Consider the following 26,623-nt stretch of genomic DNA (forward strand, 5'->3'; position numbering starts at 1 on the left):
CTGCTCTGGCCCGCATCATCGATCTGGACTTTGATAAGAGGCATTCCAGCGGAGCAGATGGTCGTCCTTTGGGTGTGCCTCAACAGCGCCCAGAGTCTGCAGGTCACCAAGCAGCCGGAACATCAGATCGCCAAGCGGATTGCTGGTCCAGAAAAGATCCTTCCGGCCACCGAAAGCAAACGCCGGTGCATCCGGCTGTGGCGGTTGCATCAAGCCCAGTGAGATGGCGAGGTGCCAAGCGGCGACGTCGATGTCCGTCCACTCTGACAACTGCTTAGCAAGATACGACATGCCCTTCCCCCACGGTTCGTGCGCCTTCCCTGATGGTGAATGAACTGTCCGGGACAAGACCGGAATAATCGACCCCGTCATAGAGCAGCTGGACGCTCACCCGCAAATCGACGACAAAATCCACCGGATCGGCGCACTCGACAAACTGCACGCCCAGGTAATCCTGGTTCACTTCTTCGTCCGATACCAAGTGCGGGCGGTATTCGCCACCAGAGAAGTCCGGCAAGGCTATCCGGCCACCCTGGCTCGGAGGGTAGAATCGGACGCACAAGCGCAGGACGCGGGCGTCAGTCACAATCGATCTCCACCATCCAGACGAACTCAAGATCCGAACCGCTTTTCATGGGCTCCGAATAGGTCGTCACGCGCACTTTTCGCCCTACCGCATAGGCTCCCATGTCGGATTTTTCGTTGGCCACGCAGCTGTATGTGTAGTGACCGCCTTTTGTGAGCCGGAGCGTGAACGGAACGCCCCTCATTGTGCATGCCCTCAAACTGAAGGCTTTCGATTTCGCCCTCATAAATGACTGTAGGCATACGGCCGGTCTTCAGATTCCCCCACCATTCGTCACTTCCAAAGAGCCCATAGACGCCCTTGAGACCGAACCCCGGCCGGGCATCGTCAAGAGTCAGCGCCTGCGCGTCAGTAACTTGCGCGGGATCTTGCGCGAGTGTGACGGCGAGATCATAGATTTTTTTCATTCCTCAGTCCCCAACAAAGATAATCGCGCTGCCCTCGTCTCTGCATGCCTCAAGTACGGCCAACAGATCCGTTTTCACTTTCAGTTCGGCAATTTTAGAAATCAGAACAGAAAGCTGCGAATCCACGATAAGATCTCCATACGGATCCACGAAACCTCCGGTGCGTTGCCGGAACCTGTCAAAGGCCGGTTGAAGGGCACCATAGGCTTTGTCATCGATCTGAAACAAAAGCTGTCCCATGCGGCCGTCTTTATACTCGTGAACATCCAGTGCCATCGCTGCCCTCAACCCCAGTCATAGCCGTGAATGAGGATGCCTTCGTCGGCCTCCGTGACTGGCCATTTCCCAAACGAATTGATGTGCTGGATCAGCTCCGAATTCGTGGCACGAAAATTAGAAACGCCCACAAATTCGATATGCGAGAATGGCACACAAGTAACACCGCCGCATTCGCCGAAATGATCTTCAAACTCAAAATCCGGCCCGGGCGTAGGCACGCTGAGTACAGTAGGATGACTGATCAGTTTGATCCCCACTACAGCGCACCCGCCTGGCAAATCGTGCAAGGCAGAAAACAGCTTCCGCCACTTGGCGTTGCTCATGTAAGCAGTCTTTGCCTGCGCTATCTTGCGTGCTGTACGGCGGTCTTGCTCTCGCGGTTTCCTGCTCATGACGGACCTACCGCTAAATTCGGAAAAGGATTGTCGATACCGGACTGGTGCCAGATCGAATTGGCTGCACGGGCAAGCGCATCTGTGTACTTCTTTTTCAGGCGTAATATTTCTTCCGCCGAAAAAGCGTGTCCATTTCGCTCAATCACCGCTCCGCAAGACAAATACAGATAGAGTGCCACGAGTTCCGCAAGCTCGGCGTCATCCGATATAACGGCAAATTTCAGCGGCTGTTCCGGTGCGGCGTATATTTCCACGCTAGGCGTATCACGCTCGCGGTCGCGAATGTAAAGCTCGCGCCAGTCCCGGTTCCACACGTTGATAGCGTCACCTTCAGTGTCCACGTTGCGGCCCGGACCATAAATAAGGTCGACAAATACCCGAAAGTCAGGGCGAGGTTTATCGACGGTGACAACCAACTCTGTCATCAGGCATCTCTATCGATCAAAAAAACACTGGGCCTCGTGTCAGCGCGCTGCGTGCACAATTGCGCAAAACATGCGTCACTCGTTCTGTGCATCACCTGAATTCCCAGCGGTAATCGATCTGGGTGATCTCATAGGTGTCACCAGAGGGCTCCGTATTCAACAACACATAATCATGGCGGCTTGGGTCCATCAGGCTGAACACGGTGTAGTTGGCATCCACGGCCTCAATATCTATCCGGTCCCAGCTAGAAACCGTATCGGAGAGATGAAACGGCAGAACCATGTTGGGATCGGGTGGGACGTCGCAGTCGCCCCCATCCCATGCAAAGGTCGCCGGAAACATGAAACGTCTGTCGATATCACTGGCGGGCACCGAAGGCTCAAACCCTGTCGTGTAGCCCGCACATTCATGTTGTTCCGCGTATACGAAGAAGAAAGTTGGCGCCATCATGTCCGCCACCGCAGCACCGCGTCTCAGGCGTTCTGAGAAGGTATTGATGAAGGCTAGCCGGTCATACATACCGGGGTCGTCAAAATCGTCCGGTGACAGTTCTGCGAAGGACGGGTCAGATTTTGCGCTGTCTTGCACCACCGCCGCTTCTTCTATTGTTCCAGGTTGCACCGTCGCCGCCTCTTCCATTGCTTCCGGCGGTTCAGCCTTTGCACAGCTGGCAAGGCAAACACCAAATGCACCAATCGCAGCAAGCATCCAAAATCTCGACATGGGCTGCTCCTCAAGCACGCTTATGATTGTAAAACACTGACTGATGCCACGCGACCAACGAGGCGGGAACAGAGATCAATCCGTATTGCCAGGATATGTCGGCCCAGCCATTCTGGAACTCGAAGAAATAGAACTCCACCCAGATGGCAACCGCCTGAACAGCAATCAGAAACAACAGCAAAGACGAGATGAGCCCCAGCCTCAATACTCTGACAATTGCGAGCAAAACTGCTCCGCCAATCAGGGCGACAACCAGCGCCACCACAAAGCTGAGGACCGCGATATAGGCGAGCTCCAGACCGAACGACCTCGCAGCGACGGCGACAAGCGCGGCATGCGCCAGTGCAGCGAAGGCGGCCGTCGCCACAGCCGCTGGCCAAAGGCGCCGGAACAAGGATGACGTTGAGTGTACTTCAGTCGTATTGACCGCTCTATTGTGAAGTTGTGTTTTTGAGTCCTTCAAATTCCGTTCGTCCTTCAAAAATGTCGGTTAGCGCAATGGCTTTACGCCGACCCTTGATCGTCCTCTAATTCACCGAGAAACGCTGCCGTCATTTCGCGCAGAGCTGTATCGTCATAAGTTTTTTCAAGCGCGCGCATAGCACTTACTATTGCGGCTGGTGTGGGAGCTACATCGCCACAATGCTCATAGGCCTGCGCGATGAAGTTCGCCATTTCCATGAAGTCCACGCGAAAAAACCAAATGACTGGCAGCGACTCATCCGTATTCACGGACAGCGAAATGGAGCTGTCATTGTCCATGCCGCAATCGGCAAAAATGCGATCACCGAACTCCGGATGCAAAACCCGAAATCCATAGTCAGTCTGCACCGCTTCAACCCCGCATCGCTTTAAACAAGCGACAGCGTGCTCGGGCGACGCGGTGTCCATATTATCCTTCACGCTCGGTCCCCAAGAAAAGTAATGTGGCTGTGACAAATGCTTTGAAGCTCAATGACTCTCCCCCTCTTCCATCACCCAAGCCGGTGATCTGACACCTTGCCGCTCTATCGAATTCGGCGTTGCGTTACGTGTCTTCTTTAAGTGCGACGATCAGATCGAAATCCGTCACGAACTGATCAATAAATTGTTTCATCTCCGAAGGCGTCTCGTCTTCCAGTCCGCAATGCATGGACTGTATGACATTCGCTGCCCCCTCATCCGCTGTCTCAAGGCACAGGTAATTTCCTGCTGCATCTTCAAATATTCCAATCCCGCTCGCCGGATTGATATAGGCCCAATCCTGCTCGTTCACCCTGGGCAAGGCCAGGTTATAGATATGGTCCGCCAGAACGCCGTTAGGGGTATAGTCACTCCAAGAGGCTTCCGGACGTATATCAAAATGCCTGAACATGCATCCCTCCCTCGGGCAAACATACCCGCTTGAAAGGTAACAAATTATGGCGATCTGCGCCTTTATCTCGTCAACTTGTCCGGACTAGTTTAACGCCGAAGTCAGGAAAGCGATTCAAGACACCATGAAGACGGAAGACGCATTCGCATTGTTCGAACACGAGTATGACGCCGATGATGGCCTCTTCACGAAATTCCGGATGAGCGACGATGTGGAGACTGAGCGGCTCGAACACTTCCTGAAGGCACTGACCGTCCTCTCTGAACACTATGAAGGACAAACGCATGTCGAGAAGCAGATGGCCCATCGGGTGATGTCGTTCCGCGACACGCTGTCGGCCAGCGCGAGCCACTGGAAAGTCAGCCGCCCGGAAGGCCTCACAATACAGATGACCACAAAACTCATCATTGCTTTCAGCCATGTGTTTGCCGGGTGATCATGTCAAAATCGAGCAAACTGATCACGCACTTTGAGGACTGTGCCTATCTCAAATCCTATTATGGTATGTCGCGAGATATCTATGTTTACCAAGACCATGTGGAGATCATCTTCAGGATCATTCTCAACGATCATGTCAGCTTTAGCTTTAAGCGTGTAGGCGCACATGATGATGCCGTTATTGCTAGCCTTAGAAAATATGTTGAACGCTCGACTTATCTGGAAGCCGGTCTGCCATACAGCTCCAAAGCCGTCATGAATTCGGCAATCAAAGGCTTTATTGGAGATGTCTTGAATGATGCCGTCCCCATGCCGGACAAGACTTATGTATTTGCGGGCGACAAAGCACGTCTGAAACTTTTCCTGGAAGACGAAGACTGCGCCTTCATTTGGGAGGATGAAGAGTGATTGCACGCATGAGTACTTCATCAAGGATGTGTTGAGGGCCATGTACCGCTGTTATGTGAGGCCAAAGGGGATCAAAAATCAGCAGATATCTGCACCGGTCTGGCAGAACGGATCGCCTTGGCATTGGGCTGGCAGATCATCAGCGATGAGGCATAACTCGGTTTTTTTTCAGCAAAGTTGATTGGATAATTTTGAATGGTGATGAAGCACAATAACCGGATGGGTGAACGACAGATACTGTATTGGCGCCCCTCAATCCCCTTCATCACCCTTATCGGCGTAATGGCGGCCGTGACCGCCTGCTCTGAACCGACATCTCCGACCCATCAGGAAACTGACAGCTCGCCTTCGGCTGAGCCGGTGTTCACGACACCAACCGTCGAGCTTCCATTAGCAACTGGCGAGCCCGTTCTTTTCGGAATCAAATCCTGCAAGGTGTACAAATCTGCCTCCTCCGGCGGCGCGCCGGAAACCTGGACGCTCCTGTTTGAGCCCGCACCCTATCCCTTGCCACAACAATGCATCAGAGAGCGTCTCGAATTTGACGGCGAATTTATCCAGATCGAAATTGGCACCCAGGCATTGGGCGCAGGCGGATGCTGCACGACCTATGCGGCTTACCGCAGCCGCGACGGTGAGAACTGGGAGGTCCGCCCGGCGACTTCGATCACCGAGTGGCAGGTATTGGAATAACGAGGCGGACAATGTCTGATAAAATAAAAGTCGTGCATGAGGGTCGGGGTGGCCATGTCGAATACCAAAACGTTCGGTACACAATCGATCATGTGGGCGAAGGCTGTTTCTGCATTCATTTTCCGGATGGGAAGAAGCACAAAGATCTGAAGATCCACCAGCGCGCATTGACCGCTTATGCCGAAAGTCATGACCCGAAATGGTATGTGGGCAGCTGAAAGTTACGGTGTCTACTCTCAAGAATTATTGGGGCAACACCGTCACGCTTAAGGCCGCTTCTACCACGTCTTCACGGTTCGCACTCTCAAGAAATCTGGATCGATTCTCATCTCTGAACGTGATGATGAAGCCTCACCGAACAAAGGTCACCCTCAAATGATAACAGGTAGCAGCGACATAGCGCGTCTTTTCTCACTCTTTCACGACGGCGGAATTAAGCAATACGAACTGAAGCAGGACAAGCTCATTCTTGAAGTTGCCATCTTGTATCTGGCTCAAAGGATTTCTCCGGAATTAAAGGGATTTCATGTCGAACTCGAAATTTCCGGCCCGATCAAATTCGTGACCTGGCCAGACCATGAGACAAACGAGTCGAGAACGCTGACGGATCTGGAATTTATTATGTCCACTGATCTGCAAATCCTCGAAGCAAAAGATGATGATGGCACTGTGAAAGTCACATGTGCGCAACATGCCTTTCCGTCAGACTTTATCGGAGGCGACCTCTTTGTCCGGACACAAAGCGCAAACGTTTGGGATGCAAACCACACCTGCTATTCCATCGAATTTTTGGACAATCTTTGCAAGTCGTACTGGGAAGAATGGAGCCGTCGATAGAATACTTTGAGGTCAACATTCAAACTCCGTCATGCCCCGGCCTCTTCTGCCATGCCCGCAGAAGTTTTTCCCGCTCAGGCACGTCAAACAGTTCCGGCGCGCCGAGCCCCCAGACTGTTTCAAGCATGGCACTGCCGGCAGCAGCCCACGGCCCGATCAGCCAGCGTTCTTCTTCGTCTTCCTCAAAAGCCGCATCACCATCAATTCGCTCGGCCGCATCCGAGACAGCGCGATGAGCAAGCGACAGTCCGTGGCCGACAGGTGATTTCTGATTATTCGCCGCTGTCACGACCCCGCGCATGTCCCGGTCCGGTGTACCGTCCTTTTCCGCCACCAATGCCTGCCAGCGATGCCAACCTTGAGAGGTGAGTTCTGCTGCGTCCGGGTGACGATGACTCGCGAGTCTTTCAGCACCTCCGCGATCAAGGCCGCCTGCAAAACGCAGAACCTGTTCCACCTGCTCCCCATACGGACCGAACAGATTATGCGTCGGCATCTCCCGGACGATCTTTACCGAAACGCATCGCGTATAATTTCCACGATGATCCTGCGGCTCCAGCCTGTCCAGAACCTGCGCCAGCCAAAGCCGGCCCGGCCACCGAGCGACCGTCACATCCCGTAGGCTGTGATTCACAATGATCCATGGCGGTTCGCTGGACGGGTTCGACACCACCATCCCCTCTCTGGCATCCGCAAACCGGCCAAGCTTGTCATCTGAAAGATAGATGAAACCTGTCTCAAGCGCTTTCATGCGGTAGGCCCGCCAAGCAACGTCTTTGCCGGGAAAGTATTCGGCCACCCCCGGCATGCACCGATCAAGGTGGTCGATATCCAGAATGCTGCCGTCCGGAAGGCCGATCTCCACAATCCCTGCGAACTCACCGCTCCAGTTGGACACTTCAATCGTCCAGCCATTGCTGGCGCGGTATAGAACATCGCCCTTGATGCGCTCTTGCGGATCGTAATCAGGTACAAGCGTTATATCGCCTGTCTCGATCTGTTTCAGAACACCTAAAACATCATCTTCCGATATGCTCATTCATCCGTACTTTTATTATCTGGACACTGAAAAAGCTCGAACTCGTCGATCAGGATCGTTGATCCATCAACTGTTTCATACGATTCGCCGATCAGGTTGCCCTGACCACCTGACTTGATCCGCAAAAAACCGGTATCCCAACCAAATGGCGTAATTTCAACGACTCCGTTGTAACCCAGCAGAATATCTGCCGGGGGCATTTGGCTCGGATCCGCAGGAAAGCCGCCTTCTGGTGCCGTATCTGCAAAGACACCGTCGCTATTGACGAAAAAATGGAAAACGAAACCGCTGGAAGAACAGCTCTCATACCAGGCGCCATGCAGCCAGCTGAGATCATCGTCCGTCACAGTGTCCGCCGTCACGTCATAAAGCGACTGTAATTGCGCGGTCCGCGCCTCGGTCAGCTCTGTGAGGCAGTTCAGCTCATCCTCATGGCGGGAGGTGCCGCCACTCATCAGACGATAAACGGCGGCACAATGCGCATCCTGATAACTTGTCCAGGCCGCCTGCCCCAGCTCCAGGCTTTCACTGATGTCCGCGGACTCGACCATGAAATCCTCGAACCCGTTGTTCTCGATTTTGATCTCGATAGCTTCAAGCGTTTGTTCCATTTGCGCGTCGGCCGCTTCAAACGCTTCCTGCGCCACGCACATGTCTTCCGGAAAGTCGCAAGCGGTTTCCGCGTAACTGCTCAGCGCGAACATGGACAATGCCGCAACCAATACAAATCTCATGAAAATAGTCCCCTGATAAAATGCTCGATAAGCTCGATCCGGCTCATCACGACGTAAAACAATGGCTTTTCCTAGGTCGGATTTGGTTCGTCTTGCAGCGGGCACCACCGCTCGGCATCGAACCAGCCAGCCCCCACATGATCATCGGTAAACCGCGCGATGGCATGCGAGCAGATCTCGGGACCATTCCATTCCCGCAGGGATAGTCTTTGCGCTGCGATCAGGCGTTCCTGTTCTGCCGCGTCGGCAATGTCGCGTCTTATATTGCGGATCTGCGGCGCTCGGGTTTCGAACCATTCGCGCTTTTCCTCAAACCAGGCCAGGCATTCCGCGACCTGCTCCCGTGTAAGTGCAAAAAGCTCATAGGTGCGGATCTCTTCCCCAGCATCGCTCTTGAGGCAGAACCAGACATAACTGCCGTCCCAATGCGCGAGCCCGGACACCGGACCGTCATACCAATCCCGCCAGCAGATCAGGCTGATCTCATTGCCGTCCACGAATTTCGCTGCGGTGTCCATTTCACGCCAGTCTTTTTCTCAAACGCTTCACGACCGGCTCCCGCGCCTGCTTTGTCAGAAAGACGTGAGGAATTTTCATCAGGAACGGCCAATAGATAAAATCGTCCGCCCTTCGGTGCGACGCGCAGATATAGTCTATCAGCTCCGCGCTGCTTGCACGATCAAACGCCCACAAATTCTGATTTCTATACTCTATTTGAAAATAGGCTTCCTTTGGCCAGTCCAGAGTGTGCTTGCTACGTTTGCCACATGACTCGCAGACGAGGGTGCCTCGCCAGTCGCTTAAGGGGCGGAACTGATGTTCGGAATGCGCCCAATCGTCGATTCGATATCCGCGCGGAAGATCGCTTATCAACGGGAAGGCATTGCCCACAAGCTTATGGTAAAAGATCGCTGAATGATAATACTGCCCATTCGGATCTGCCTGCTTCAGGCAATCGAAGTGCTTCGATTTTTCAAACCAATGAAGATCATCGTTGGATTTTATCCGGACGCGCTCCGCGAATTCGAAAACGGCTTCACTTGCACATTCGGGACACGTGACAGCCACACGGTGCGGCATAACGCTATGATAGGAATATGAACTCACCTGTACTTGCCCCCGTTCCCATCCAGCTGATCCGAGTAAATTAAGCCCGGATTGCCTGAGACGTGCTTACACGGCTTTAAGATGCAAGACTGGCGGGCGGGTTTACAGACCGAATTCGCAGCGGAAAGCCATAATGCCTTGAACAGGATGGTCGGCGGGAACGGGCCCGAACCGCTGACCCTCTCGGTGTAAACGCGATGCTCTACCAACTGGGCTAACCACTGGATCACGGCGCTTCTGAATGCTGTCGGACGAAAGGGGAGCGCGCGGCGTGTGCTTCACATTTGGCGGCGTGGCGGAGAGGAAGGGATTCGAACCCTCGATACGCGTTAACGTATACGCCCTTAGCAGGGGCGCGCCTTCAGCCACTCGGCCACCTCTCCAGCGCGGACTGTCGGTCTATTGAATGGTTCGCCCAACCGCAAGCCCCCATCGTCTTATCGGCTGCGGTTGTTGGGAAATTGCCCATTTCCCGCAGCGGGCAAATGCCTTTGGCTGTATCCGGCGACCCGTCCTGTGGTAGTTACTTATTTCCGCATCGCACAAGCTGGCTAGGCAGGACAGATGACCGAATATTTCAAACCCGTCCCGTTCCCCCTTTGGCAGGAAGACAAGCAGGCCTTCGCTGACGCACTCGGCCGGTCGTTCCGTGAAACCGGTTTTGCCGTCATTTCCGAACACCCGGTTTCCCAGTCGGTCATCGATGCGAACCTGCAAGCGACCAAAGACTTCTTCGCTCTGCCAGAAGAAACCAAATTGAAATATGACGGCCGCGCCGGCGGGGGCCAACGCGGGTATACAGCTTTTGGAACCGAGAACGCCAAGGGCAAAGCCGAAGCAGACCTCAAGGAGTTCTGGCACACCGGCCGCGCGCTGCCTGCCAACTCCCCCTACCGATCGACCATGGCGGACACGCCATCTGTTCCGGAAGTCCCGGACTTCGATTCTGCAACACGTGGATTGTATGATGCGCTTGATATGTTCGGCCGTCAGCTGCTGCGGGCCGTGGCACTTCATCTGAAGCTGGAAGAGTCCTGGTTCGATGACAAGGTCGATGTCGGCAATTCGATACTTCGCCTTCTCCACTATCCCCCTCAGACAAACCCTCCGCCGGAAGGCTCCGTGCGGGCCGGCGCCCACGAGGACATCAATGTCATCACACTTCTGTTGGGCGCCGAAGAAGCCGGGCTGGAAGTGAAGCACCGCTCCGGCAAATGGCTCGCCGTGAGCCCGCCGCCCAACGCACTCGTGATCAATTGCGGGGACATGCTCCAAAGGCTCACGGCCGGCGTATTACCTTCCACAACACACCGGGTCGTAAACCCCTCCCCGGAACGCTCCAGGTTTCCGCGTTACTCGACCCCCTTCTTCCTGCACTTCAACCAGGATGTGATGATCGAGGCATTGCCGGACTGTGTCGCGGAAGGCGGCAAAGCCGAGCCACCGATTACCGCGCAGGACTACCTCATGGAACGTCTCCGCGAAATCGGACTCGTCAAAGCGTAGGCCTCTCTTCCAACGCCAAACATCTCATCGCGCGCTTCAGGCCAGCTTACGTTTCACCAAGTGGCACCGATCAACGAAACCACTTTGATACGTACCGGGCTGAAAATACGTAGATTGTCCTGGACCGCCTGAAGCGCAGAATCAGATCAAACCGGCGAGCGGAGAACTTGGATCGGCGTACATTTTCTTCGGCATGCGTCCAGCGAGATAGGCTTCGCGACCGGCAAAGACCGCATGCTTCATGGCCGACGCCATCAGGACCGGATCCTTGGCAGCAGCAATGGCTGTATTCATCAGCACACCATCACAACCGAGTTCCATGGCGATGGCCGCGTCAGACGCTGTGCCGACGCCGGCATCGACGATCACAGGCACACGGCTCTGCTCCACAATCAGGCGGATATTGACCGGGTTCATGATGCCCAGCCCGGAACCGATCAGCGAACCGAGCGGCATGATCGCGCAGCACCCCGCCTCTTCCAGCATTTTCGCGTAAACCGGGTCGTCGGAGCAGTACACCATCACTTCAAACCCATCCGCGAGAAGCGCTTCGGCCGCTTTCAGCGTCTCGGGCATGTTCGGGTATAGCGTTTTCTGATCCGCCAGGACTTCCAGTTTCACCAGATTCCAACCGCCTGCTTCGCGGGCGAGCCGCAACGTGCGCACAGCTTCATCCGCCGTGAAGCAGCCCGCCGTATTCGGCAGGTAAGTGAATTCATCCGGCTTAACAAAATCGGTCAGGCGCTCTTCATCCGGATTGGACAAATTCACGCGCCGCAAGGCGACTGTCACAATCTCTGCACCGGCTGCGCGCGCAGCATCAGCATTCTGCTGGTAAGAGGCATATTTCCCGGTGCCCACGATAAGACGCGAACCATAGGATTTTCCGGCAATTATGAGAGGATCTTTCAAGGGACAGTTCCAATTCTACAGATAGGCAATTCGTATAGGATGGGCCTGTCAGCCGCCACCGACAAACTGCACCAGTTCGATACGATCTCCGTCTTCAATCGTGGTCGTGGCGTGCTCGGATTTCGGAACAATTTCAAGGTTTCGCTCAATCGCGACACCGCGCGGGTCGCGCCCGGCATCCGCCGAAAGCATTGTGACCAGCATCGCCACCGTCGTGCCCGCCTCAATTTCGCGGGTTTCACCGTTCAGCATTATCTTCATCCGCTGCAACTCCGTGCGTCAGCAGGCCTTGCCTTGCCCGGCGTTACAGCGCAAGACAACACCCAATGGTGAAGCCGATATATGTCCTCGGGGGCCCCAACCTCAACCTGCTCGGCACGCGGGAACCGGATATTTATGGCCGGGACACGCTTGAGGACATTCACGATCGTCTGAAAGCGAAATCCGGCGATACGCCTGTAGAGGCACGCCAAACCAATTCCGAAGGCGAATTGGTGACCTGGATACAGGAAGCCTCCCGCGAGGCTTCCGCGGTCATCCTCAATGCCGGCGCCTACACGCACACATCGATAGCGCTTCACGACGCGCTGCGGGCCTGTCAGGTGCCGGTGGTGGAAGTACACTTGTCGAACCCCGCTGCACGCGAGGATTTTCGGCAAGTGAATTATGTCGCGCCTGCTGTGAACGCATCGATTGCGGGCCTCGGCGCCTATGGTTATGAGCTTGCCCTGATGGCCGCGCTAAAGCTGTCAGGAACATAAGGGACGGATAGAATCCATGAGCACTGGCAAGAACAAGCTGGATACCGGTCTTGTCCGGGAACTCGCCGCCATCCTTCGCGAGGCGGACCTTGGTGAGATTGAAGTTGAACATGAGGGTCTGCGGATCCGCGTCAACAAGCCGACACCACCCGTCGTGCAAGCTGCAGTCGCTGCGCCTGCACCGGTCGCAGCAGCTACGGCACCTGCTGCAGCCCAACCTGCGGCTGCCCCGGCTGAAACTGTTTCTGAAACGCCCGATAATGCGATCAAATCGCCCATGGTCGGCACCGCCTACCTTTCTCCGGAACCCGGCGCCAAAGCATTCATTTCAGTTGGCGACAAAGTTAAAAAGGGCGACACGCTCATGCTGGTCGAGGCCATGAAGACCTTCAATCCTGTCGAAGCGGATCGGGCTGGCACGGTGAAGGCAATTTATGTCACCGACTCCCAGCCTGTCGAATTTGGCGAGCCGCTCATTCTGATCGAATAGCATGACAGAACAACGCACCATCCAGAAGGTTCTCATCGCGAATCGCGGTGAGATTGCGCTTCGCATCCACCGCGCCTGTAAAGAAATGGGCCTGGCCACGGTTGTCGTGCACTCCGAAGCGGACCGCGACGCCATGGCTGTCCGCCTGGCCGACGAGAGCGTCTGCATTGGACCAGCCCCCTCTTCGCAGAGCTATCTGAAGAAGTCCCAAATTCTGGCCGCCGCGGAAATCACCGGCGCTGATGCGATCCATCCTGGGTACGGATTCCTCTCTGAGAACGCCCAGTTTGCCGAGATGGTAGAGGCACATGGCCTCGCCTTTATCGGACCTACGGCTGAGCATATCCGGATAATGGGTGACAAGATCGCCGCCAAACAGGCCATGATTGATGCTGGCGTACCTTGTGTGCCCGGCTCAGACGGTGCGATCACATCAATTGCCGAGGCGAAGAAATCTGCCAAGAAGATCGGCTTCCCGGTTCTTGTGAAAGCCTCCGCCGGCGGCGGTGGTCGCGGCATGAAGCTGGCGAAAACCGAAGCCGATCTCGAAAATGCTGTCCGGACAGCCAAAACAGAGGCCAAGGCAGCCTTTGGTGATGACGCGGTCTATCTGGAAAAATACCTTCAGGGCCCACGTCACATCGAAGTGCAAGTGATCGCTGATACGCATGGCAACGTCGCTCATCTCTGGGAACGCGACTGTTCCCTGCAGCGCCGCAACCAGAAAGTTTTCGAAGAAGCCCCATCGCCCGAACTGACCCAGGCGCAGCGCGAAGAGATCGGCATGATCTGCGCGAAAGCCATGGAAAAGCTCGGCTATCGCGGCGCAGGTACGATTGAATTCCTCTACGAAGATGGCCGGTTCTATTTCATCGAAATGAACACACGCCTGCAAGTGGAGCATCCGGTGACCGAAATGATCACCGGGATCGACCTCGTTCGCGAGCAGATCCGTATCGCCGAGGGCAAGAAACTGTCGTTCCGCCAGGAAGACGTCCTGCTTGTCGGCCACGCGATTGAGTGCCGGATCAACGCCGAACACCCCGAAACCTTTGTGCCTTCACCGGGCCTCATCACGGATTTCCATGCGCCGGGCGGGCCGGATGTCCGCCTCGATAGTGCGGTCTATGCCGGGTATCGCATCCCACCGCATTACGACTCGCTCATTGGAAAGCTGATCGTCCACGGCCGCACCCGGCGGGAATGCCTGATGCGGCTGCGTCGCGCCCTGTCCGAAATGGTCGTTGGCGGCGTTCACACCACGCTGGATCTACACCGGCGCCTGGTTGAAAACGAAGACGTCCAGAACGGTAACTACAACATCCACTGGCTGGAGAAGTTTCTCGCCGACAACAAGATCGTTGAAGAAGACAGTCCTGAGAAAAAGGCCTGACGCGACACACAAGTCCAATGGACACAGGCCCGGCAGCTTCTCCATATAGGGGCATGTCTGCACGGTTCGGCACAAATGACCTTCTCGCCTGCTATCGCCGGGGCGTCTTCCCCATGGGCGACGCCCGCGATGATCCGAATCTGTTTCTGGTGGACCCTGACATGCGGGGCATCCTGCCGCTGGACGGGTTTCATATACCGAAACGACTCAAGCGGCGTGTGAAACAGGAGCCCTATCGCGTGACCGCTGATACGGCTTTTTCACGTGTCATGGAAATGTGCGCCGAGAGCTCAGACGGCCGTGAAACGACCTGGATCAACTCCACCATCCTGAACCTCTACAGCGCCCTTCACCGTGAAGGATACGCGCATTCAATCGAATGCTGGGACGATTCCGGAAAACTGGTGGGCGGGCTTTATGGTGTCGCGCTTGGCGGAGCCTTTTTCGGCGAAAGCATGTTTTCCCGCGCAACCGATGCCTCAAAGATTGCGCTCGTGCATCTTGTTGCGAGGTTGATCGAGGGGGGCTTCACCCTGCTGGATGCGCAGTTCCATAACCCGCATCTGGAACAATTCGGTCTGGTCGAAATTCCACGCGCTGACTTCAAGCGCCGGCTAAAGATGGCCCTGGAAATCAGAGCAGACTTTTACTGCGGGCGGTCCGGATCATCCGGCAACTTCACCGGTTCAGGAGCCGTGCAGCGAATCACCCAGATGTCATAGACCGGGTGCTCCAACGCGCTGAGGCCCGGTGAAGATGCGAACATCCAACCAGAGAACAATTCCGGATTTTCCTCACTCACCGTCTCCACGGCGTTGGCATCGATTGCCGCATCCATGGTTTCCACAGCGACTGGTTGCGTGGAGAAAACCTTGAGAAATGCCGCGCTCTCCGGCGCTTCTTCCGGAGGTGTCTGGTAGCAGACCTCCAGTTCCACTTTCAGAGAGCCGAAGACAACGGGTTGCCCGACAACGACTTCAATATCGGTAGACCGTCCGGTGATTTTGTCGAGCGCACGCAGCGTTGCCTTGTCTTTCTGGACATAGGTTGCGGCGTGTGCCGCTCCCACCAGTCCTGCGACGACAGCAACCGCGGCAAGTGCTCGAAACATCACTGATCTCCATCCAGAGGATAAGCCTCATCCGCAGCAGGTGCAGGTTCCGAGGCAGCCCCGGATTCCCCGCCGCCATTTCCGCCGCCTGAGGCAAATGATGCAAACAGGGTCAACAGATCCACGCTGCCGCGGGTATATTGGATTTCGCCTGAGCCATCCTGCGGAATATTGTCAAAGCTGCCACCGGGCTCCAGAGCCACATAGGCACCGCCCAGCAGCCCATCTGTCGAAATGCGCGCATCCGTGTCCTCTGGCAGCTGCCATTTCTTGTCCAGGCTCATCGTCATGACAGCTTCGAAGCGCTTGGGGTCACCTTCAATGGCTTTGACCACGCCAGCCTTCACACCTGCGATTCGAACGTCGGACCCGCGCTCGATGCCGCTGATATTATTGAAGCGGGCTTCGAGTTCGTACCTGTCCGGTCCTGCGGAGGCTTTCCCGCCGCGCGCGATGGCGAACCAGAGGAAAACACCGGCGACAACGACGACAATCGCACCAACCAGGGTTTCAAACATCGACTCACGCATCAGGAGACCACGCTTCGTAGTCGCCAGTTGCCTTCTGACGGTGACCACCACCAGACAGGCTCCCCTTGGGCTTGGTTGCCCAAGGTGTACCGGTCATGTTCGGTTTGTGATCGGTTTCCCAGTCCCGGCGCGTAAGTGGCGACTTGGTCGGCGCCTCATCAACGGTGTGGTGCAGCCATCCATGCCAGTCTGCCGGAACCTTGGACGGTTCTGCGAGGCCCTTGTACATCACATAACGGCGGCGGCGGCCTTCGAGTGAGGGCTTGCGTTCCTCAAAGTAACGGTTGCCGTATTCGTCGGTGCCGACGAATGTGGAGCGTCGCCCGATATCGAACGCTGCGCCGAGCGTGTGGCCGCTCCACCAGGTAAAGAGTTGCTTCAGCATCGTATGGCCTGTCCTGCCGTGAGTTGATGTCCGCAATATGGCGGCTCAGGGGCAACTAATCCATACCGCCGCCGCAGGCAATGCGCCGCAATTTCCCTCATGCTTAAGAGACCGTGGTTGTTGCGCAGCGCTTGCCCCGAAGGGGTTCAAGGGTCACGCTGGTCCGAGTGATTCGCTGGGGAGATATGGCATGGACGATATGCGTATAACGGAAATCCTGACTGCAGCCGTATCGGATGGCTTGCTGTCGGAACCGGCTTCGCTTTCCGAGATGTTCAGAGGTGCGGGAAGACAGCGCAGACCGCTGACTCCCGAATCGCTCAAGGCAACGACCGCCGCATACTCTGCCGCCGCACTGGTCAGCGTCTCCCAATTGGCTTCAGCGGAGATTCTCGAGCGGTTCGGGGACGCTCCCCTGAATGCCGACCTCGCTGAAGCGCTTGCTGCAGGTTTACCTCAGGATGTGCTGGAAGAAGCCCTCAGACAGCCAGGAGGGTTCCAACGCACCGCCGACGCCCTGCGTGCTGCAGCTGTGAGCGCAGCCGCCCCCGCACCAGCGGTTTTCCAGCCCGAAACGCTTGATCCGGTTCTGGAGCAGCTACTGGTCGAATCCATGCGCGAAGGTGCGGAGATCATCCTGACCCATGAGGTGATGCCTGCCGCCGGCACAACAGCGCGCATCGTTGATGTCGCGATGGCTGTGGGACCTGACGGGATTGAAGCAGACTATCTCTGCGAGGCGCTCGAAGCTGCGGCAGAAGAAATGACGGAGGGCGCGATCATCGTCGCCGGCCTGTCCGCTGCTGTCATGTCTTTGGGGATCGACTACGCGTCACCAGAGGGCAGCTCTGTCGCAGCCGCTCTTTGTTCGCTTGTCCGCTCGGGCGCCACCGGAGCGGCGTTCACAGCCTCACAGGCAAAGACACTGGGTCTTGAGCCGCGAAAGGCCTCAGGCAAGCGCACCTGCAGCGTGCTTTTGCTACCAGTTGCGGATCTGGGTGCCTTCCTCCCCGATTGCGAAAGCCACGGCACAGCTCCGCTCGCGACCGTGCTGGCATACGGAGATGAAAGCCCAACCCTTTCGCGCGCCGGACGCCTCGGTATTGCCCATCACGCGCCAGAACGCCTGCCCATGGCTTTGGAACGGATCGCGGAGTCCGGCGAATCTGACCTCGATCGAGCGCTGGGTCTGGATCGGCTTCGGGATCGCGGCTTTACCGATGTTGCGCTCGACAAGGTTTCCCGTGCGCTGGGTGAAGGCCTGCCCTTGAACGCCGCATTCTCGCGCTGGGTGCTGGGCGACGAAATCATTTCGACCGATCTCAAGCTCGCGCCGGAAGAATTCGACGCGGATGGTGGTGGGCTCCTCTCTGCCATCGGGTTTTCGCGCAAGGATATCCAGACGGCTGAAACAACCATCTCAGGCGAATACGGAGATGCCACCGCCGACATCATGGCTGATTGCGGCCTTCAGGTTGGCGCCTCTCCGGAAGCGGAAATCGAATTCGCCACTGCGTGCGCCAAAGCCCTCGGCGGAAATGTTGTGGTCTCTGTCGACGGACGTGGCGGACTGGATATGGCTGAAACGGCGCTCGCTGCTGGCTTGTCGGTTCAACTGATTGGACATCGCGCACCGCCCAATGATGACGTGCGTGACCGCATGGAGCACATCACAGCCCTGGCAGAAGAAATTGCCACGGAGGCGGACACACCACCTGCGCTTTCCCAGAATGCCCTGTCAGCTGAGGGAGCTGCCCGCACGCGCCTGCCGGACCGCCGCAAGGGCTACATCCAGAAAGCATCGGTCGGAGGGCACAAAGTCTACCTGCACACCGGGGAGTTCGAAGATGGCTCACTGGGTGAAATCTTCATCGACATGCACAAGGAAGGCGCCGCTTTCCGAAGCCTGATGAACAATTTCGCGATCGCAACCTCCATCGGCCTTCAATACGGCGTGCCGTTGGAAGAATTTGTCGATGCCTTTGTGTTCACCCGGTTCGAACCGGCAGGGGCCGTCACCGGCAATGACCGCATTACGCGCGCAACATCGATTCTGGATTACATCTTCCGGGAACTGGCCGTTTCGTACCTCGGCCGTGATGACCTGGCCGAAGTCGATGTCACGCACGATGGCCTCGGACGAGGCGAAGGAGATGGAACCCGAACCGAGCCAGCCCCCTTCACCGAGGAAGCGGCCCAGATCATTTCCCGCGGCTTTTCGCGGGGCCAATTGCCGGACAATATCGTGATCCTTGACCGGAAAAGAGCTCAGAAACTGGCCGATGAGGAAGCTGAAGCTGCAGAAGTTGCAGCAGAAGTCGAAGAATCGGAAGATCTCAATGCGCCAGACTACCTTGGTGACGCCTGTCCGGTTTGCGGAAGTTTCACGCTGTTCGAGATAAGCGAAGACGGCGACATCGAGTGCGATACCTGTGGCGAGGAATCCCGGAAACATAGGTAATTCCGGCCGATTTCCGCACGACAAACGGTCATGGCAAATCTGCAACACCTGTGGCCATGAAACAGTGGTTACAGCTTGTTCAGTTTTGGCACGCAAAACAAAGCGGTATCCAAATAGGCATGAACCGAGTTTTGCTCAGCCTTGCCACGCTTGCTTCTGCGACCGCTTTCGACGCGATCGCGCAGGAGACAGCTCAGCCGAGCCAGCCCGTCGCCTGGGCGCCGAGCTATGTCGGCTCATGCGGCGGGTGCAACCTTTCTGGACGCAATCTGACGGGATGGACGCTCAGCGGCGCAAATTACCGTGAAGCAAACCTCGAATACGCGTTCATGCGCGGAACACATGCCAAGGAAACCAATTTCGAAGGCATCCACGCGACCGGCGCAGACATGCGCGCTGCAATCCTTACGTCGGCCAAGCTATCGGGTGCCAATCTCGAGAACGCGCGCTTGCAGGCGGTTCAAGCATCTGGCGCCGAATTCAAGCAGAGCATACTTGTCGGCACCAATCTTCAGAAAGCCATGTTGGTCGGCGCGAATTTCGCCGCTGCGAACCTGGCGACAGCCTCTCTGGAAGGTGCTGACTTTTCTGGAGCGAACCTGTCCGGTGCTGACCTGAGCGGAACGATCATGATGTCCGCAATCTTCAATGGCGCCAACCTGTCCTTGTCAAAATTCGATGGTGCCAATGTTCAGGGCGCCTCTTTCAAGGACGCCCGGTTCGTCGGCGCCAACCTGACCGGCCTCATCGGCTGGCGAGAGGCCAATTTCGAAGGCGCTTGCGCATCGAACAGCACGCTTCTTCCACTCGGCCTGCACTTGTCAGACTGCGAATAGACCCCGCCCACATGACATCAAAGAGAGCCCGCCAGGATGATGACCCTGGCGGGCTTCTGATTCATGACTTTATCTGCGGTGCCAGTCGGATGTTGAGCTCACGCAGTTGACGCTCGTCCACCGGGCTTGGCGCACCCATCATGAGGTCACGCGCCTGACCATTCATCGGGAACAGGGTGACGTCCCGGATATTCTCTGCATCTGCGAGGAGCATCACGATACGATCAACCCCCGGCGCGATGCCGCCGTGCGGCGGAGCCCCGTGACGGAAGGCGTTCAACATGCCACCAAACTCGGTTTCGACCACTTCCGGACCGTATCCGGCCATGTCGAATGCTTTCAGCATGACATCCGGACGATGGTTCCGGATGGCGCCGGACGACAATTCGATTCCGTTGCAGACGATGTCGTACTGGAAAGCCTTGATGTCGAGGATTTCGTCATCCGTCTTGGCGGCCTCCAGCGCCTCCATACCGCCTTGAGGCATTGAGAACGGGTTATGACTGAAGTCGATCTTCTTGGCGTCTTCGTCATATTCAAACATCGGGAAATCGACGATCCAGCAGAAGCGGAAAACCCCCTGCTCGATCAGTTCCAGCGTTTCGCCGATCTTGTTGCGCGCGGCGCCAGCCAGCTTGTACGCATCGTTTTTCTTGCCTGCAGAGAAGAACACGCCGTCACCAGCGCCCAGACCCAGATGCTGCAGCAGGGCTGCGAGATGGTCCGGATCGAAATTCTTCAGCGCAGGGTCCTGACTATCAACGCCGCCACCGTCGGCCTCTTTCAGACGAGCATAGCCCAGCCCCGGCGCCTGCATCTCTTTCTTGGCCCATTTATCCATCTCATCGAAGAATTTGCGGGACTTCTCGGCAGCCGCTTTGGGCGCCGGGATAGCAACGACCTTTCCGCCGCCTTTGATAATTTTGGCAAAAATGCCGAAACCGGTCTTCTCTTCATCCTTGAAGAACTCGGTCACGTCCGACAGTTCCAGCGGGTTGCGCAGGTCTGGTTTGTCGGAACCGTATTTGGCCATCGCTTCGGCATATGGAATATGCGGGAATGGCTCTGACGGCACGGTTCGGCCTTTGTCGTCCCAGTCGGCAAATTCCTCGAACACACCGCGCATGACTGGCTCGATCGCGTTGAACACGTCTTCCTGGGTCACGAAGCTCATTTCGATATCGAGCTGGTAGAATTCGCCCGGCGAACGATCCGCCCGGGCATCCTCGTCGCGGAAGCAAGGCGCAATCTGGAAATACCGGTCGAAGCCCGACACCATGAGCAACTGCTTGAACTGCTGTGGCGCCTGCGGCAGCGCATAGAATTCACCAGGATGCAGGCGCGAGGGCACGAGGAAGTCCCGTGCACCTTCCGGGCTCGACGCGGTCAGAATTGGGGTCTGGTATTCAGTGAAGCCCTGATCGACCATCCGGCGGCGCAAGCTGGTGATTACGTCGCTGCGCAGCGTCATGTTCTTGTGGAGCGTCTCTCGGCGCAGATCGAGATAACGGTGCTTCAGGCGGATGTCTTCGGGATAGTCCGGCTCCGCGAAAACCGGCAGCGGCAATTTTTCGGCAGCGCTTTCGACAATGAGCGTTTCCGCCGGCAGCTCAACCTCACCGGTTGGCAGCTCAGGATTCACTGCTTCTGCATCGCGAGCGATGAGCTTACCTGTCACGGTCAGGACACTTTCCGCCGTGGCGCGCTTTGCTTCTTCGTAGAAAGACGCGTTCGGATAGACGACGACCTGCGTCAGGCCATAATGATCACGCAGGTCGATAAACAGGGCCCCAGCGTGCTCACGGCGGCGATGCAGCCAGCCTGACAGCTTGACGGTTTCTCCCACATGGGTCTTGCGAAGCTCCCCGCAGGTATGGGTGCGATAGGCATGCATCGGATCAGTCTCCGGAAAGGTCGGTCCAGTAAATGTAAACGGGAGGCAATCACCTCTCGCATTTGTTCTGGCGATGCGATACGCAAGCCCGCGATGACTGACAACACCCTGACTCCCATTACTGAGCAGTCGGCCCTTGAAGATTTCTGCGGAAAACTGGCCGAAAGCGATTTTATCTGCGTCGACACCGAGTTTCATCGGGAGACAACTTATTGGCCGGAACTCTGCCTGGTCCAGGCCTCCTCACCCGACGTCGAAGGCCTGATCGACCCCCTGGCCGAGGATCTGGACATCGGTCCATTCCTGAATCTCATCGCCGCAGACAATCGCGTAAAGGTTTTTCATGCGGCCCGTCAGGACATTGAAATATTCAACCGGCTGATCGGCCATCCCCCTGGTCCGATCTTTGATACCCAGATCGCTGCCATGGCTCTCGGCTACGGAGACTCGATCTCCTATGACAATCTGGTCCAGCGGGTCCTGAGACGCCAGATCGACAAATCCAGCCAATTTACAGACTGGATGCGCCGTCCCCTGTCCCAGAAACAACTCGTTTATGCGCTCGGCGATGTCACCCACCTGCGCGACGCGTATCTGATCATGCGGGAAAAGCTGGAATCCAGTGGCCGCCTTCCCTGGGTTCAGGAGGAAATGGCGGACCTTGAAGATCCGGCCAAATATGACACCGACCCGGACAAGGCCTGGCAACGCCTGAAACTGCGGACCCAGAAGAAAGACTATGCAGCCCTGATTGTCGCGGTGGCAGCCTGGCGTGAGCAACTGGCACAGCTACTCGACAAACCACGCCGCAGGATCCTGAAGGATGACGCCATCCAGGAAATTGCCAGCCAGAAGCCGCGAAGCGAGAACGACTACAACCAGCTTCGCGCGGTGCCGAACGGTTTTATCCGGTCAAAACACGGACAAGGCCTGATGGATGCTGTGCAGGCCGCGCTCGACAACCCTGCCGAATACGCCCCCGAACTGGAGCCTCGCCGCCAGAACGCTCAAATTCCGGCAGGCGCGCCAGAGCTTCTGAAAGTCCTGCTCAAGCATGTTTCCGAAGAAAACGACGTTGTCCCCCGGCTGATTGCAAACGCTGCTGATATCGACCGGATCGCGCGCGGTGAAACATCAGACGATATTGCGGCCATGAATGGCTGGCGATACGAGATGTTCGGAAGCAAGGCGCAGGCTCTGCTCTCGGGCAAACTTGCGGTCTCGTTCGAAGGCGGACAGGTTCGTCTGTTCGACGTCTGATCTTAGTCGATGCGAATATCCGGTTGAAGGCGCAGGGCATTGGCCGTTTGCGCGAGACGCCGTGACACGGTTTCAGAAATCATGGCCTCGTCGGCTTTGCGCACGCTGAGGCACAATTTTTCGCCATCCCGAGACAGTTTAGCCCGGCGTAATATCGGTCCAGACCGGCCTGAAAAGATCGCACCAAGCCGCATGGCGCTGCCCAATTGCTTGGCGCGTTCAGCTTGCGGCTCCGAAGTAAGGCCAACATAGTCGCCAGGCCGCTTGAAATCTTTCTGGTATCTGCATCCTACGGCATAGGCGATCATCGCCCGCTCCGCGTGGGTGACGCCTGCATAGGGGGCTCGCAGCGCCTGATCGTACGCCATCTGCGCCCTGTGATCGGGATGGAAGCGTCCGGCGCTGTCCGACATCATGCAAGCGGCCCGCTCAATCCGGACATCGGCAGCGGGAGATCCAAAGAGGTCTGCTTCCGGTGCGAAGGCTGGCGCGATGAATTCATGAAGCGCTTGCCCGAAAGCAATCTGGTTATGATCAAGCCGGACAAATGCGATGACACCATCGAGGAGCGGATCTGAGACGGCCGCACCGGTCATATCCGTCAGCACACCCTCACGCAGGCCGGCCGACGATATGGAAACACCGTCGAGTTTGCTGATGGATAGCAGCTCTTCAAGAACGATTGCCGCAATCGGCATATGTTTTGCCCGGCGCTTGTCGATCGATTCCAGCTTGGAACGTGAGGCGGTATTGGTCAGTGAATCGATACATAGCTTCGCTGTGCGGGCGATCTGCCCCGGATTCATCTGATAGCCATGCAAGACCTGCAAGGCGTAGTTCTCCATCTCCATGTTCACCTTGGCAAATGTGCGCCATGCACCGCCCACGGCGAAGAACCGGCCCTTTGCGCCGGAGAGCACATCGGATTTCTTGAGTTCGGAACGTATGGCTTTGCGAAGGTCCTTCACGTCATTTCCGACCTCCATCAGCGACAGAGGGCCGAGCATGAGGCTCTCGCCCTTCTCTTTGCCCTTTCCGACCTGCTTGAACTCAAGACTGGAGCCGCCCAGGTCTCCGATGACTCCAAGCGGCTCGTGGAAGCTGGCCTGGACACCCAGCGCAGACAAACGAGCTTCATCTTCGCCAGAAAGAACCGAGACCGGACGGCCGAGAACCCTGTTTGCCTTACGGATGAAGTCCGGCCCATCCTCGGCCGCTCTGACCGCAGCGGTGGCCACCGCCATGAAATTTCTGAGGTTCAACGCCTTCAGGATAGCCCGGTACCGCGCCAGCGCGGACAATGCCGAATCCTGTCCCGGTCCTGACAGTTTACCCGTTTTCGAAAGCCCGACGCCGAGTCCGGCCATTACCTTCTCATTGAAGGTTGGAAGGATCGACGCACCCAGAAGATCGAATATAACAAGGCGCACCGAGTTAGACCCAATATCGATGATCGCGGCCCGATGTGAATTCGGGAAAGGCATTACCCCTTACTCCCTTTCGGCTGCAATCGCGGCGGCAAGCTCACTTCCAGCGCGCTGCCTCTGCCCGACAGGCTGGGATTGTCCATAAAGTAGTGGTGGGCTGAAAATCCCTTGCCTTCCGAATCCGGCTTCGCTCGCTCGTACGAGCCATCTTCATGCATGAGCCAGCTCTGCAATTCATCGTTCAGGTTCGCGACCATGATCTGGTTCATCACCTGACGGTGAACGGTTGGATTCTCCACAGGCACGAGTGCCTCGACGCGCCGGTCCAGATTGCGGGGCATCCAGTCGGCCGATGAGATGAACACCTTTGCTTTTGGCGATGGCAATGCCTCACCGTTCGCACAGCAAAGTATACGCGAATGTTCCAGGAAGCGGCCTACAATACTTTTTACACTGATGTTCTCTGATATGCCGGCGACACCGGGCCTGAGACAGCAAATACCACGCACCACAAGGTTGATCGGCACACCCGCCTGACTTGCCTTGTAAAGCGCATCAATCACATCACCGTCGACCAATGAATTCATTTTCGCCCAGATACCGCTCGGCTTCCCCTTCCTGGCTGCGCTTGCCTCAGCTTCAATCAGTTTGATGAGGTCCGTTTTCAGGTTAAGCGGCGACATCGAAATCTTTTCGAGTTCCGGCCCGACCTCAGGCGGCTCCCGGTACGCCGTTACGAAGTTGAAAAGCCGGTTTGCATCGCGCCCGAGGGCGGGGTCTGCCGTGAACAATGATAGATCGGTATAGATCTTTGCATTCACGGGGTGATAGTTGCCCGTTCCGAAGTGCGTATATGTCCGCAGCTCGTTGCCTTCCCGGCGAACCACCAGCGACACCTTCGCATGGGTCTTGTACTCAATAAATCCGTATACGACCTGTACGCCAGCCCGCTCCAGGTCTCGTGCGAGCCTCAGGTTCGCTTCTTCGTCAAACCGCGCCTTGATTTCGACCAACGCTGTGACGTTCTTGCCATTTTCAGCCGCCTCAACAAGTGCAGCGACGATGGGTGAATTGTTTGTTGTCCGATACAGAGTTTGCTTGATCGCAACAACCTGCGGGTCAGCGGCGGCCTGCCGGATAAATTCGACGACAACATCGAACGTTTCAAACGGATGGTGGACCAGAATGTCCTTCATCCTCACAGCCGCAAAACAATCCCCACCCATTTCACGAATCCGCTCGGGATAGCGTGGCTCATAGGGTGGGAATTTGAGGTCCGGTCTGTCGTCGACGATCAACTCCGATAGCTGTGCCATTCCCAGTATGCCGTCATACAGGACGACGTCTGCATTCTCGGCGCCGATTTCCCGCGTAATAAATTCGCGCAGGTGCTGCGGAGCGCTGGACTGCATACGCAACCGGACGATCCGTCCACGCCGGCGTTGCTTCAGAAGCACTTCAAATTCGCGGATGAGGTCTTCGGCTTCTTCCTCGATTTCAATATCGCTGTCGCGCACGATCCGGAAAAGGCAACGGCTCTGTTCCTTGTAGCCAGGGAAAAGGTCACTGATGAACAGACCGATCACATCTTCAAGAGGGATAAAGCGCAGCACACCTCTTTGTTTGCTTGGTAGTCTGATGAAACGGCGCACGAAAGCGGGCAGTGGCACAATGCCGATATGCCCTTCATCGCCATGCTTCGACACAAGATCCAGCGCGATGGAGAAGCCGAGGTTCGGGATGAATGGAAATGGGTGGGCCGGGTCAACCGCCAGCGGTGTCAGCACTGGAAAAATATGGCTGCGGAAAAACTCATCCAGATCGGACAGGTCTTTCTTGCTCAGATCTCCAGCTGACAGCACATGGATTTTCTCGGTTTCGAGTTCGTCCTTCAACTGCCGCCAGCGGGTCAGTTGTTCGGCGATCAGCTTGAGAGACAGTTCTTCTATCTGCTCGACCTGTATCGTCGGCGTCAGCCCCTCCTGACTTGGCCGGGTGACCCCTGCGCGCACCTGTTCCCTGAGACCGGCATAGCGGACCATTTCAAATTCATCGAGATTGCTCGCCGAGATCGACAGAAAGCGCAGCCGTTCCAGCAAGGGATGGTTCGGATTCGCCGCCTCTTCCAGAACGCGCCGATTGAACTCCAGCCACGAAAGCTCCCGATTCAGAAACCTGTCGGGGGATGCCATCAGTTGCTTCGCCGTCTTGGCCACCCGTTCAGCCATGGA

General features: G+C 56.5%; 35 protein-coding genes and 1 tRNA gene. 13 read left to right on the top strand and 23 right to left on the bottom strand.

Annotated features, from left to right (window positions below; translation table 11 throughout):
• Positions 1-15 precede the first annotated feature (15 nt).
• The 10 genes from HAD_RS13470 to HAD_RS13515 all read right to left on the bottom strand — a co-directional run bounded on the left by HAD_RS13470 (position 16) and on the right by HAD_RS13515 (position 4,170).
• Positions 16-291 carry a hypothetical protein gene (locus HAD_RS13470; RefSeq protein ID WP_156942284.1) on the bottom strand — a complete coding sequence of 92 codons (276 nt, stop codon included), beginning with the start codon at positions 289-291 and terminating at the stop codon, positions 16-18.
• A complete protein-coding gene (locus HAD_RS13475) occupies positions 275-586 on the bottom strand; it encodes a hypothetical protein (protein ID WP_156942285.1) in 312 nt (103 codons plus the stop codon). Before HAD_RS13475 ends, HAD_RS13470 begins: the two co-directional genes overlap by 17 nt.
• Complete coding sequence (locus HAD_RS18610) at positions 579-770, bottom strand: hypothetical protein (RefSeq protein WP_156942286.1); 192 nt, start codon at positions 768-770, stop codon at positions 579-581. Before HAD_RS18610 ends, HAD_RS13475 begins: the two co-directional genes overlap by 8 nt.
• Before the next feature lie 226 nt (positions 771-996).
• Positions 997-1,269 (bottom strand): hypothetical protein, encoded by a 273-nt coding sequence (locus HAD_RS13485; RefSeq protein WP_035572538.1) that lies wholly within the window; start codon positions 1,267-1,269, stop codon positions 997-999.
• A gap of 8 nt (positions 1,270-1,277) precedes the next feature.
• On the bottom strand, positions 1,278-1,595 hold the full coding sequence (locus tag HAD_RS13490) for a hypothetical protein (RefSeq protein WP_156942287.1): 318 nt from the start codon (positions 1,593-1,595) through the stop codon (positions 1,278-1,280).
• Between the two features lie 65 nt (positions 1,596-1,660).
• Complete coding sequence (locus tag HAD_RS13495; RefSeq protein ID WP_035572540.1) at positions 1,661-2,092, bottom strand: hypothetical protein; 432 nt, start codon at positions 2,090-2,092, stop codon at positions 1,661-1,663.
• Between the two features lie 91 nt (positions 2,093-2,183).
• On the bottom strand, positions 2,184-2,816 hold the full coding sequence (locus HAD_RS13500; protein ID WP_156942288.1) for a hypothetical protein: 633 nt from the start codon (positions 2,814-2,816) through the stop codon (positions 2,184-2,186).
• Positions 2,817-2,826: 10 nt separating this feature from the next.
• Positions 2,827-3,183 carry a hypothetical protein gene (locus HAD_RS13505; protein ID WP_035572545.1) on the bottom strand — a complete coding sequence of 119 codons (357 nt, stop codon included), beginning with the start codon at positions 3,181-3,183 and terminating at the stop codon, positions 2,827-2,829.
• 137 nt (positions 3,184-3,320) lie between these two features.
• A complete protein-coding gene (locus tag HAD_RS13510) occupies positions 3,321-3,707 on the bottom strand; it encodes a hypothetical protein (protein WP_035572546.1) in 387 nt (128 codons plus the stop codon).
• A 136-nt stretch (positions 3,708-3,843) separates the two neighbouring features.
• Complete coding sequence (locus HAD_RS13515) at positions 3,844-4,170, bottom strand: hypothetical protein (protein WP_035572549.1); 327 nt, start codon at positions 4,168-4,170, stop codon at positions 3,844-3,846.
• A gap of 124 nt (positions 4,171-4,294) precedes the next feature.
• Between HAD_RS13515 and HAD_RS13520 the strand changes: the two genes are divergently transcribed.
• From HAD_RS13520 to HAD_RS13540, 5 genes are all read left to right on the top strand, one after another.
• Entirely contained in the window at positions 4,295-4,606 is a 312-nt protein-coding gene (locus tag HAD_RS13520) for a hypothetical protein (RefSeq protein WP_035572551.1), read from the top strand.
• Between the two features lie 2 nt (positions 4,607-4,608).
• Complete coding sequence (locus HAD_RS18680) at positions 4,609-5,016, top strand: hypothetical protein (protein WP_035572552.1); 408 nt, start codon at positions 4,609-4,611, stop codon at positions 5,014-5,016.
• A gap of 195 nt (positions 5,017-5,211) precedes the next feature.
• Positions 5,212-5,709 (top strand): hypothetical protein, encoded by a 498-nt coding sequence (locus HAD_RS18135; protein WP_051596308.1) that lies wholly within the window; start codon positions 5,212-5,214, stop codon positions 5,707-5,709.
• Between the two features lie 11 nt (positions 5,710-5,720).
• Positions 5,721-5,927: a hypothetical protein gene (locus HAD_RS13535; RefSeq protein WP_035572554.1), complete on the top strand. Its 207-nt coding sequence runs from the start codon at positions 5,721-5,723 to the stop codon at positions 5,925-5,927.
• A 157-nt stretch (positions 5,928-6,084) separates the two neighbouring features.
• Positions 6,085-6,546, top strand: coding sequence for a hypothetical protein (locus HAD_RS13540; RefSeq protein ID WP_035572556.1), 462 nt, complete (start codon positions 6,085-6,087; stop codon positions 6,544-6,546).
• Positions 6,547-6,565: 19 nt separating this feature from the next.
• Here HAD_RS13540 and HAD_RS13545 read toward each other — a convergent pair whose 3' ends face one another.
• The 5 genes from HAD_RS13545 to HAD_RS13565 all read right to left on the bottom strand — a co-directional run bounded on the left by HAD_RS13545 (position 6,566) and on the right by HAD_RS13565 (position 9,809).
• Complete coding sequence (locus HAD_RS13545; RefSeq protein ID WP_035572559.1) at positions 6,566-7,585, bottom strand: SIMPL domain-containing protein; 1,020 nt, start codon at positions 7,583-7,585, stop codon at positions 6,566-6,568.
• Entirely contained in the window at positions 7,582-8,319 is a 738-nt protein-coding gene (locus HAD_RS13550) for a lysozyme inhibitor LprI family protein (protein ID WP_084331971.1), read from the bottom strand. The genes HAD_RS13545 and HAD_RS13550 overlap by 4 nt, the downstream gene beginning before the upstream one ends.
• Positions 8,320-8,390: 71 nt before the next feature.
• Positions 8,391-8,837: a hypothetical protein gene (locus HAD_RS13555; RefSeq protein WP_035572564.1), complete on the bottom strand. Its 447-nt coding sequence runs from the start codon at positions 8,835-8,837 to the stop codon at positions 8,391-8,393.
• Position 8,838: 1 nt separating this feature from the next.
• Complete coding sequence (locus HAD_RS13560) at positions 8,839-9,399, bottom strand: hypothetical protein (RefSeq protein WP_035572566.1); 561 nt, start codon at positions 9,397-9,399, stop codon at positions 8,839-8,841.
• Between the two features lie 320 nt (positions 9,400-9,719).
• Positions 9,720-9,809 (bottom strand) — tRNA-Ser (locus HAD_RS13565).
• Between the two features lie 181 nt (positions 9,810-9,990).
• Here HAD_RS13565 and HAD_RS13570 point away from each other — a divergent pair.
• Positions 9,991-10,932 (top strand): isopenicillin N synthase family dioxygenase, encoded by a 942-nt coding sequence (locus HAD_RS13570; protein WP_035572569.1) that lies wholly within the window; start codon positions 9,991-9,993, stop codon positions 10,930-10,932.
• A gap of 141 nt (positions 10,933-11,073) precedes the next feature.
• On the opposite strand, the gene HAD_RS13575 is transcribed toward HAD_RS13570, so the two are convergent.
• Positions 11,074-11,844 carry a thiazole synthase gene (locus HAD_RS13575; protein WP_035572570.1) on the bottom strand — a complete coding sequence of 257 codons (771 nt, stop codon included), beginning with the start codon at positions 11,842-11,844 and terminating at the stop codon, positions 11,074-11,076.
• Between the two features lie 48 nt (positions 11,845-11,892).
• Entirely contained in the window at positions 11,893-12,105 is a 213-nt protein-coding gene (gene thiS, locus HAD_RS18750; protein ID WP_035572572.1) for a sulfur carrier protein ThiS, read from the bottom strand.
• A gap of 65 nt (positions 12,106-12,170) precedes the next feature.
• On the opposite strand from thiS, the gene HAD_RS13585 reads away from it, so the two are divergent.
• Genes HAD_RS13585 through aat form a run of 4 tightly spaced genes read left to right on the top strand, consistent with a single transcriptional unit; the run spans position 12,171 to position 15,210 of the window.
• The gene (locus tag HAD_RS13585; protein ID WP_035572575.1) at positions 12,171-12,605 is read left to right on the top strand and encodes a type II 3-dehydroquinate dehydratase; all 435 of its coding nucleotides are present in this window, start codon (positions 12,171-12,173) and stop codon (positions 12,603-12,605) included.
• A gap of 16 nt (positions 12,606-12,621) precedes the next feature.
• A complete protein-coding gene (gene accB, locus HAD_RS13590) occupies positions 12,622-13,095 on the top strand; it encodes an acetyl-CoA carboxylase biotin carboxyl carrier protein (RefSeq protein WP_035572577.1) in 474 nt (157 codons plus the stop codon).
• Between the two features lies 1 nt (position 13,096).
• On the top strand, positions 13,097-14,488 hold the full coding sequence (accC, locus tag HAD_RS13595) for an acetyl-CoA carboxylase biotin carboxylase subunit (protein WP_035572579.1): 1,392 nt from the start codon (positions 13,097-13,099) through the stop codon (positions 14,486-14,488).
• A 53-nt stretch (positions 14,489-14,541) separates the two neighbouring features.
• Entirely contained in the window at positions 14,542-15,210 is a 669-nt protein-coding gene (gene aat, locus HAD_RS13600) for a leucyl/phenylalanyl-tRNA--protein transferase (RefSeq protein WP_035572581.1), read from the top strand.
• On the opposite strand, the gene HAD_RS18455 is transcribed toward aat, so the two are convergent.
• The 3 genes from HAD_RS18455 to HAD_RS13610 are packed head-to-tail and all read right to left on the bottom strand — an operon-like array spanning position 15,135 to position 16,514.
• Positions 15,135-15,599 (bottom strand): DUF2155 domain-containing protein, encoded by a 465-nt coding sequence (locus HAD_RS18455; RefSeq protein ID WP_084331972.1) that lies wholly within the window; start codon positions 15,597-15,599, stop codon positions 15,135-15,137. The two genes, aat and HAD_RS18455, sit on opposite strands and share 76 nt — an antisense overlap.
• The gene (mlaD, locus tag HAD_RS13605; RefSeq protein ID WP_035572583.1) at positions 15,599-16,129 is read right to left on the bottom strand and encodes an outer membrane lipid asymmetry maintenance protein MlaD; all 531 of its coding nucleotides are present in this window, start codon (positions 16,127-16,129) and stop codon (positions 15,599-15,601) included. Before mlaD ends, HAD_RS18455 begins: the two co-directional genes overlap by 1 nt.
• The gene (locus HAD_RS13610; RefSeq protein ID WP_035572585.1) at positions 16,122-16,514 is read right to left on the bottom strand and encodes an NADH:ubiquinone oxidoreductase subunit NDUFA12; all 393 of its coding nucleotides are present in this window, start codon (positions 16,512-16,514) and stop codon (positions 16,122-16,124) included. The genes mlaD and HAD_RS13610 overlap by 8 nt, the downstream gene beginning before the upstream one ends.
• A gap of 190 nt (positions 16,515-16,704) precedes the next feature.
• Here HAD_RS13610 and HAD_RS18140 point away from each other — a divergent pair, with 190 nt between their 5' ends.
• Positions 16,705-18,975, top strand: coding sequence for a TSCPD domain-containing protein (locus tag HAD_RS18140; protein WP_051596309.1), 2,271 nt, complete (start codon positions 16,705-16,707; stop codon positions 18,973-18,975).
• Positions 18,976-19,094: 119 nt separating this feature from the next.
• A complete protein-coding gene (locus HAD_RS13625) occupies positions 19,095-19,811 on the top strand; it encodes a pentapeptide repeat-containing protein (RefSeq protein WP_162177520.1) in 717 nt (238 codons plus the stop codon).
• 61 nt (positions 19,812-19,872) lie between these two features.
• Here the strand turns inward: HAD_RS13625 and aspS are convergent, their stop codons facing one another.
• Positions 19,873-21,705 carry an aspartate--tRNA ligase gene (aspS, locus tag HAD_RS13630; RefSeq protein WP_035572590.1) on the bottom strand — a complete coding sequence of 611 codons (1,833 nt, stop codon included), beginning with the start codon at positions 21,703-21,705 and terminating at the stop codon, positions 19,873-19,875.
• A 93-nt stretch (positions 21,706-21,798) separates the two neighbouring features.
• Between aspS and rnd the strand changes: the two genes are divergently transcribed.
• Positions 21,799-22,965: a ribonuclease D gene (gene rnd, locus HAD_RS13635; protein ID WP_035572591.1), complete on the top strand. Its 1,167-nt coding sequence runs from the start codon at positions 21,799-21,801 to the stop codon at positions 22,963-22,965.
• A 2-nt stretch (positions 22,966-22,967) separates the two neighbouring features.
• Here rnd and HAD_RS13640 read toward each other — a convergent pair whose 3' ends face one another.
• Positions 22,968-24,449, bottom strand: a complete 1,482-nt coding sequence (locus HAD_RS13640; protein WP_035572593.1) for a Ppx/GppA family phosphatase — start codon at positions 24,447-24,449, stop codon at positions 22,968-22,970.
• Positions 24,449-26,620, bottom strand: a complete 2,172-nt coding sequence (locus HAD_RS13645) for an RNA degradosome polyphosphate kinase (RefSeq protein ID WP_051596311.1) — start codon at positions 26,618-26,620, stop codon at positions 24,449-24,451. Before HAD_RS13645 ends, HAD_RS13640 begins: the two co-directional genes overlap by 1 nt.
• Between the last annotated feature and the right edge of the window lie 3 nt (positions 26,621-26,623).

Origin of the sequence: Hyphomonas adhaerens MHS-3, from assembly GCF_000685235.1 — a bacterium.
Classification (GTDB): domain Bacteria; phylum Pseudomonadota; class Alphaproteobacteria; order Caulobacterales; family Hyphomonadaceae; genus Hyphomonas; species Hyphomonas adhaerens.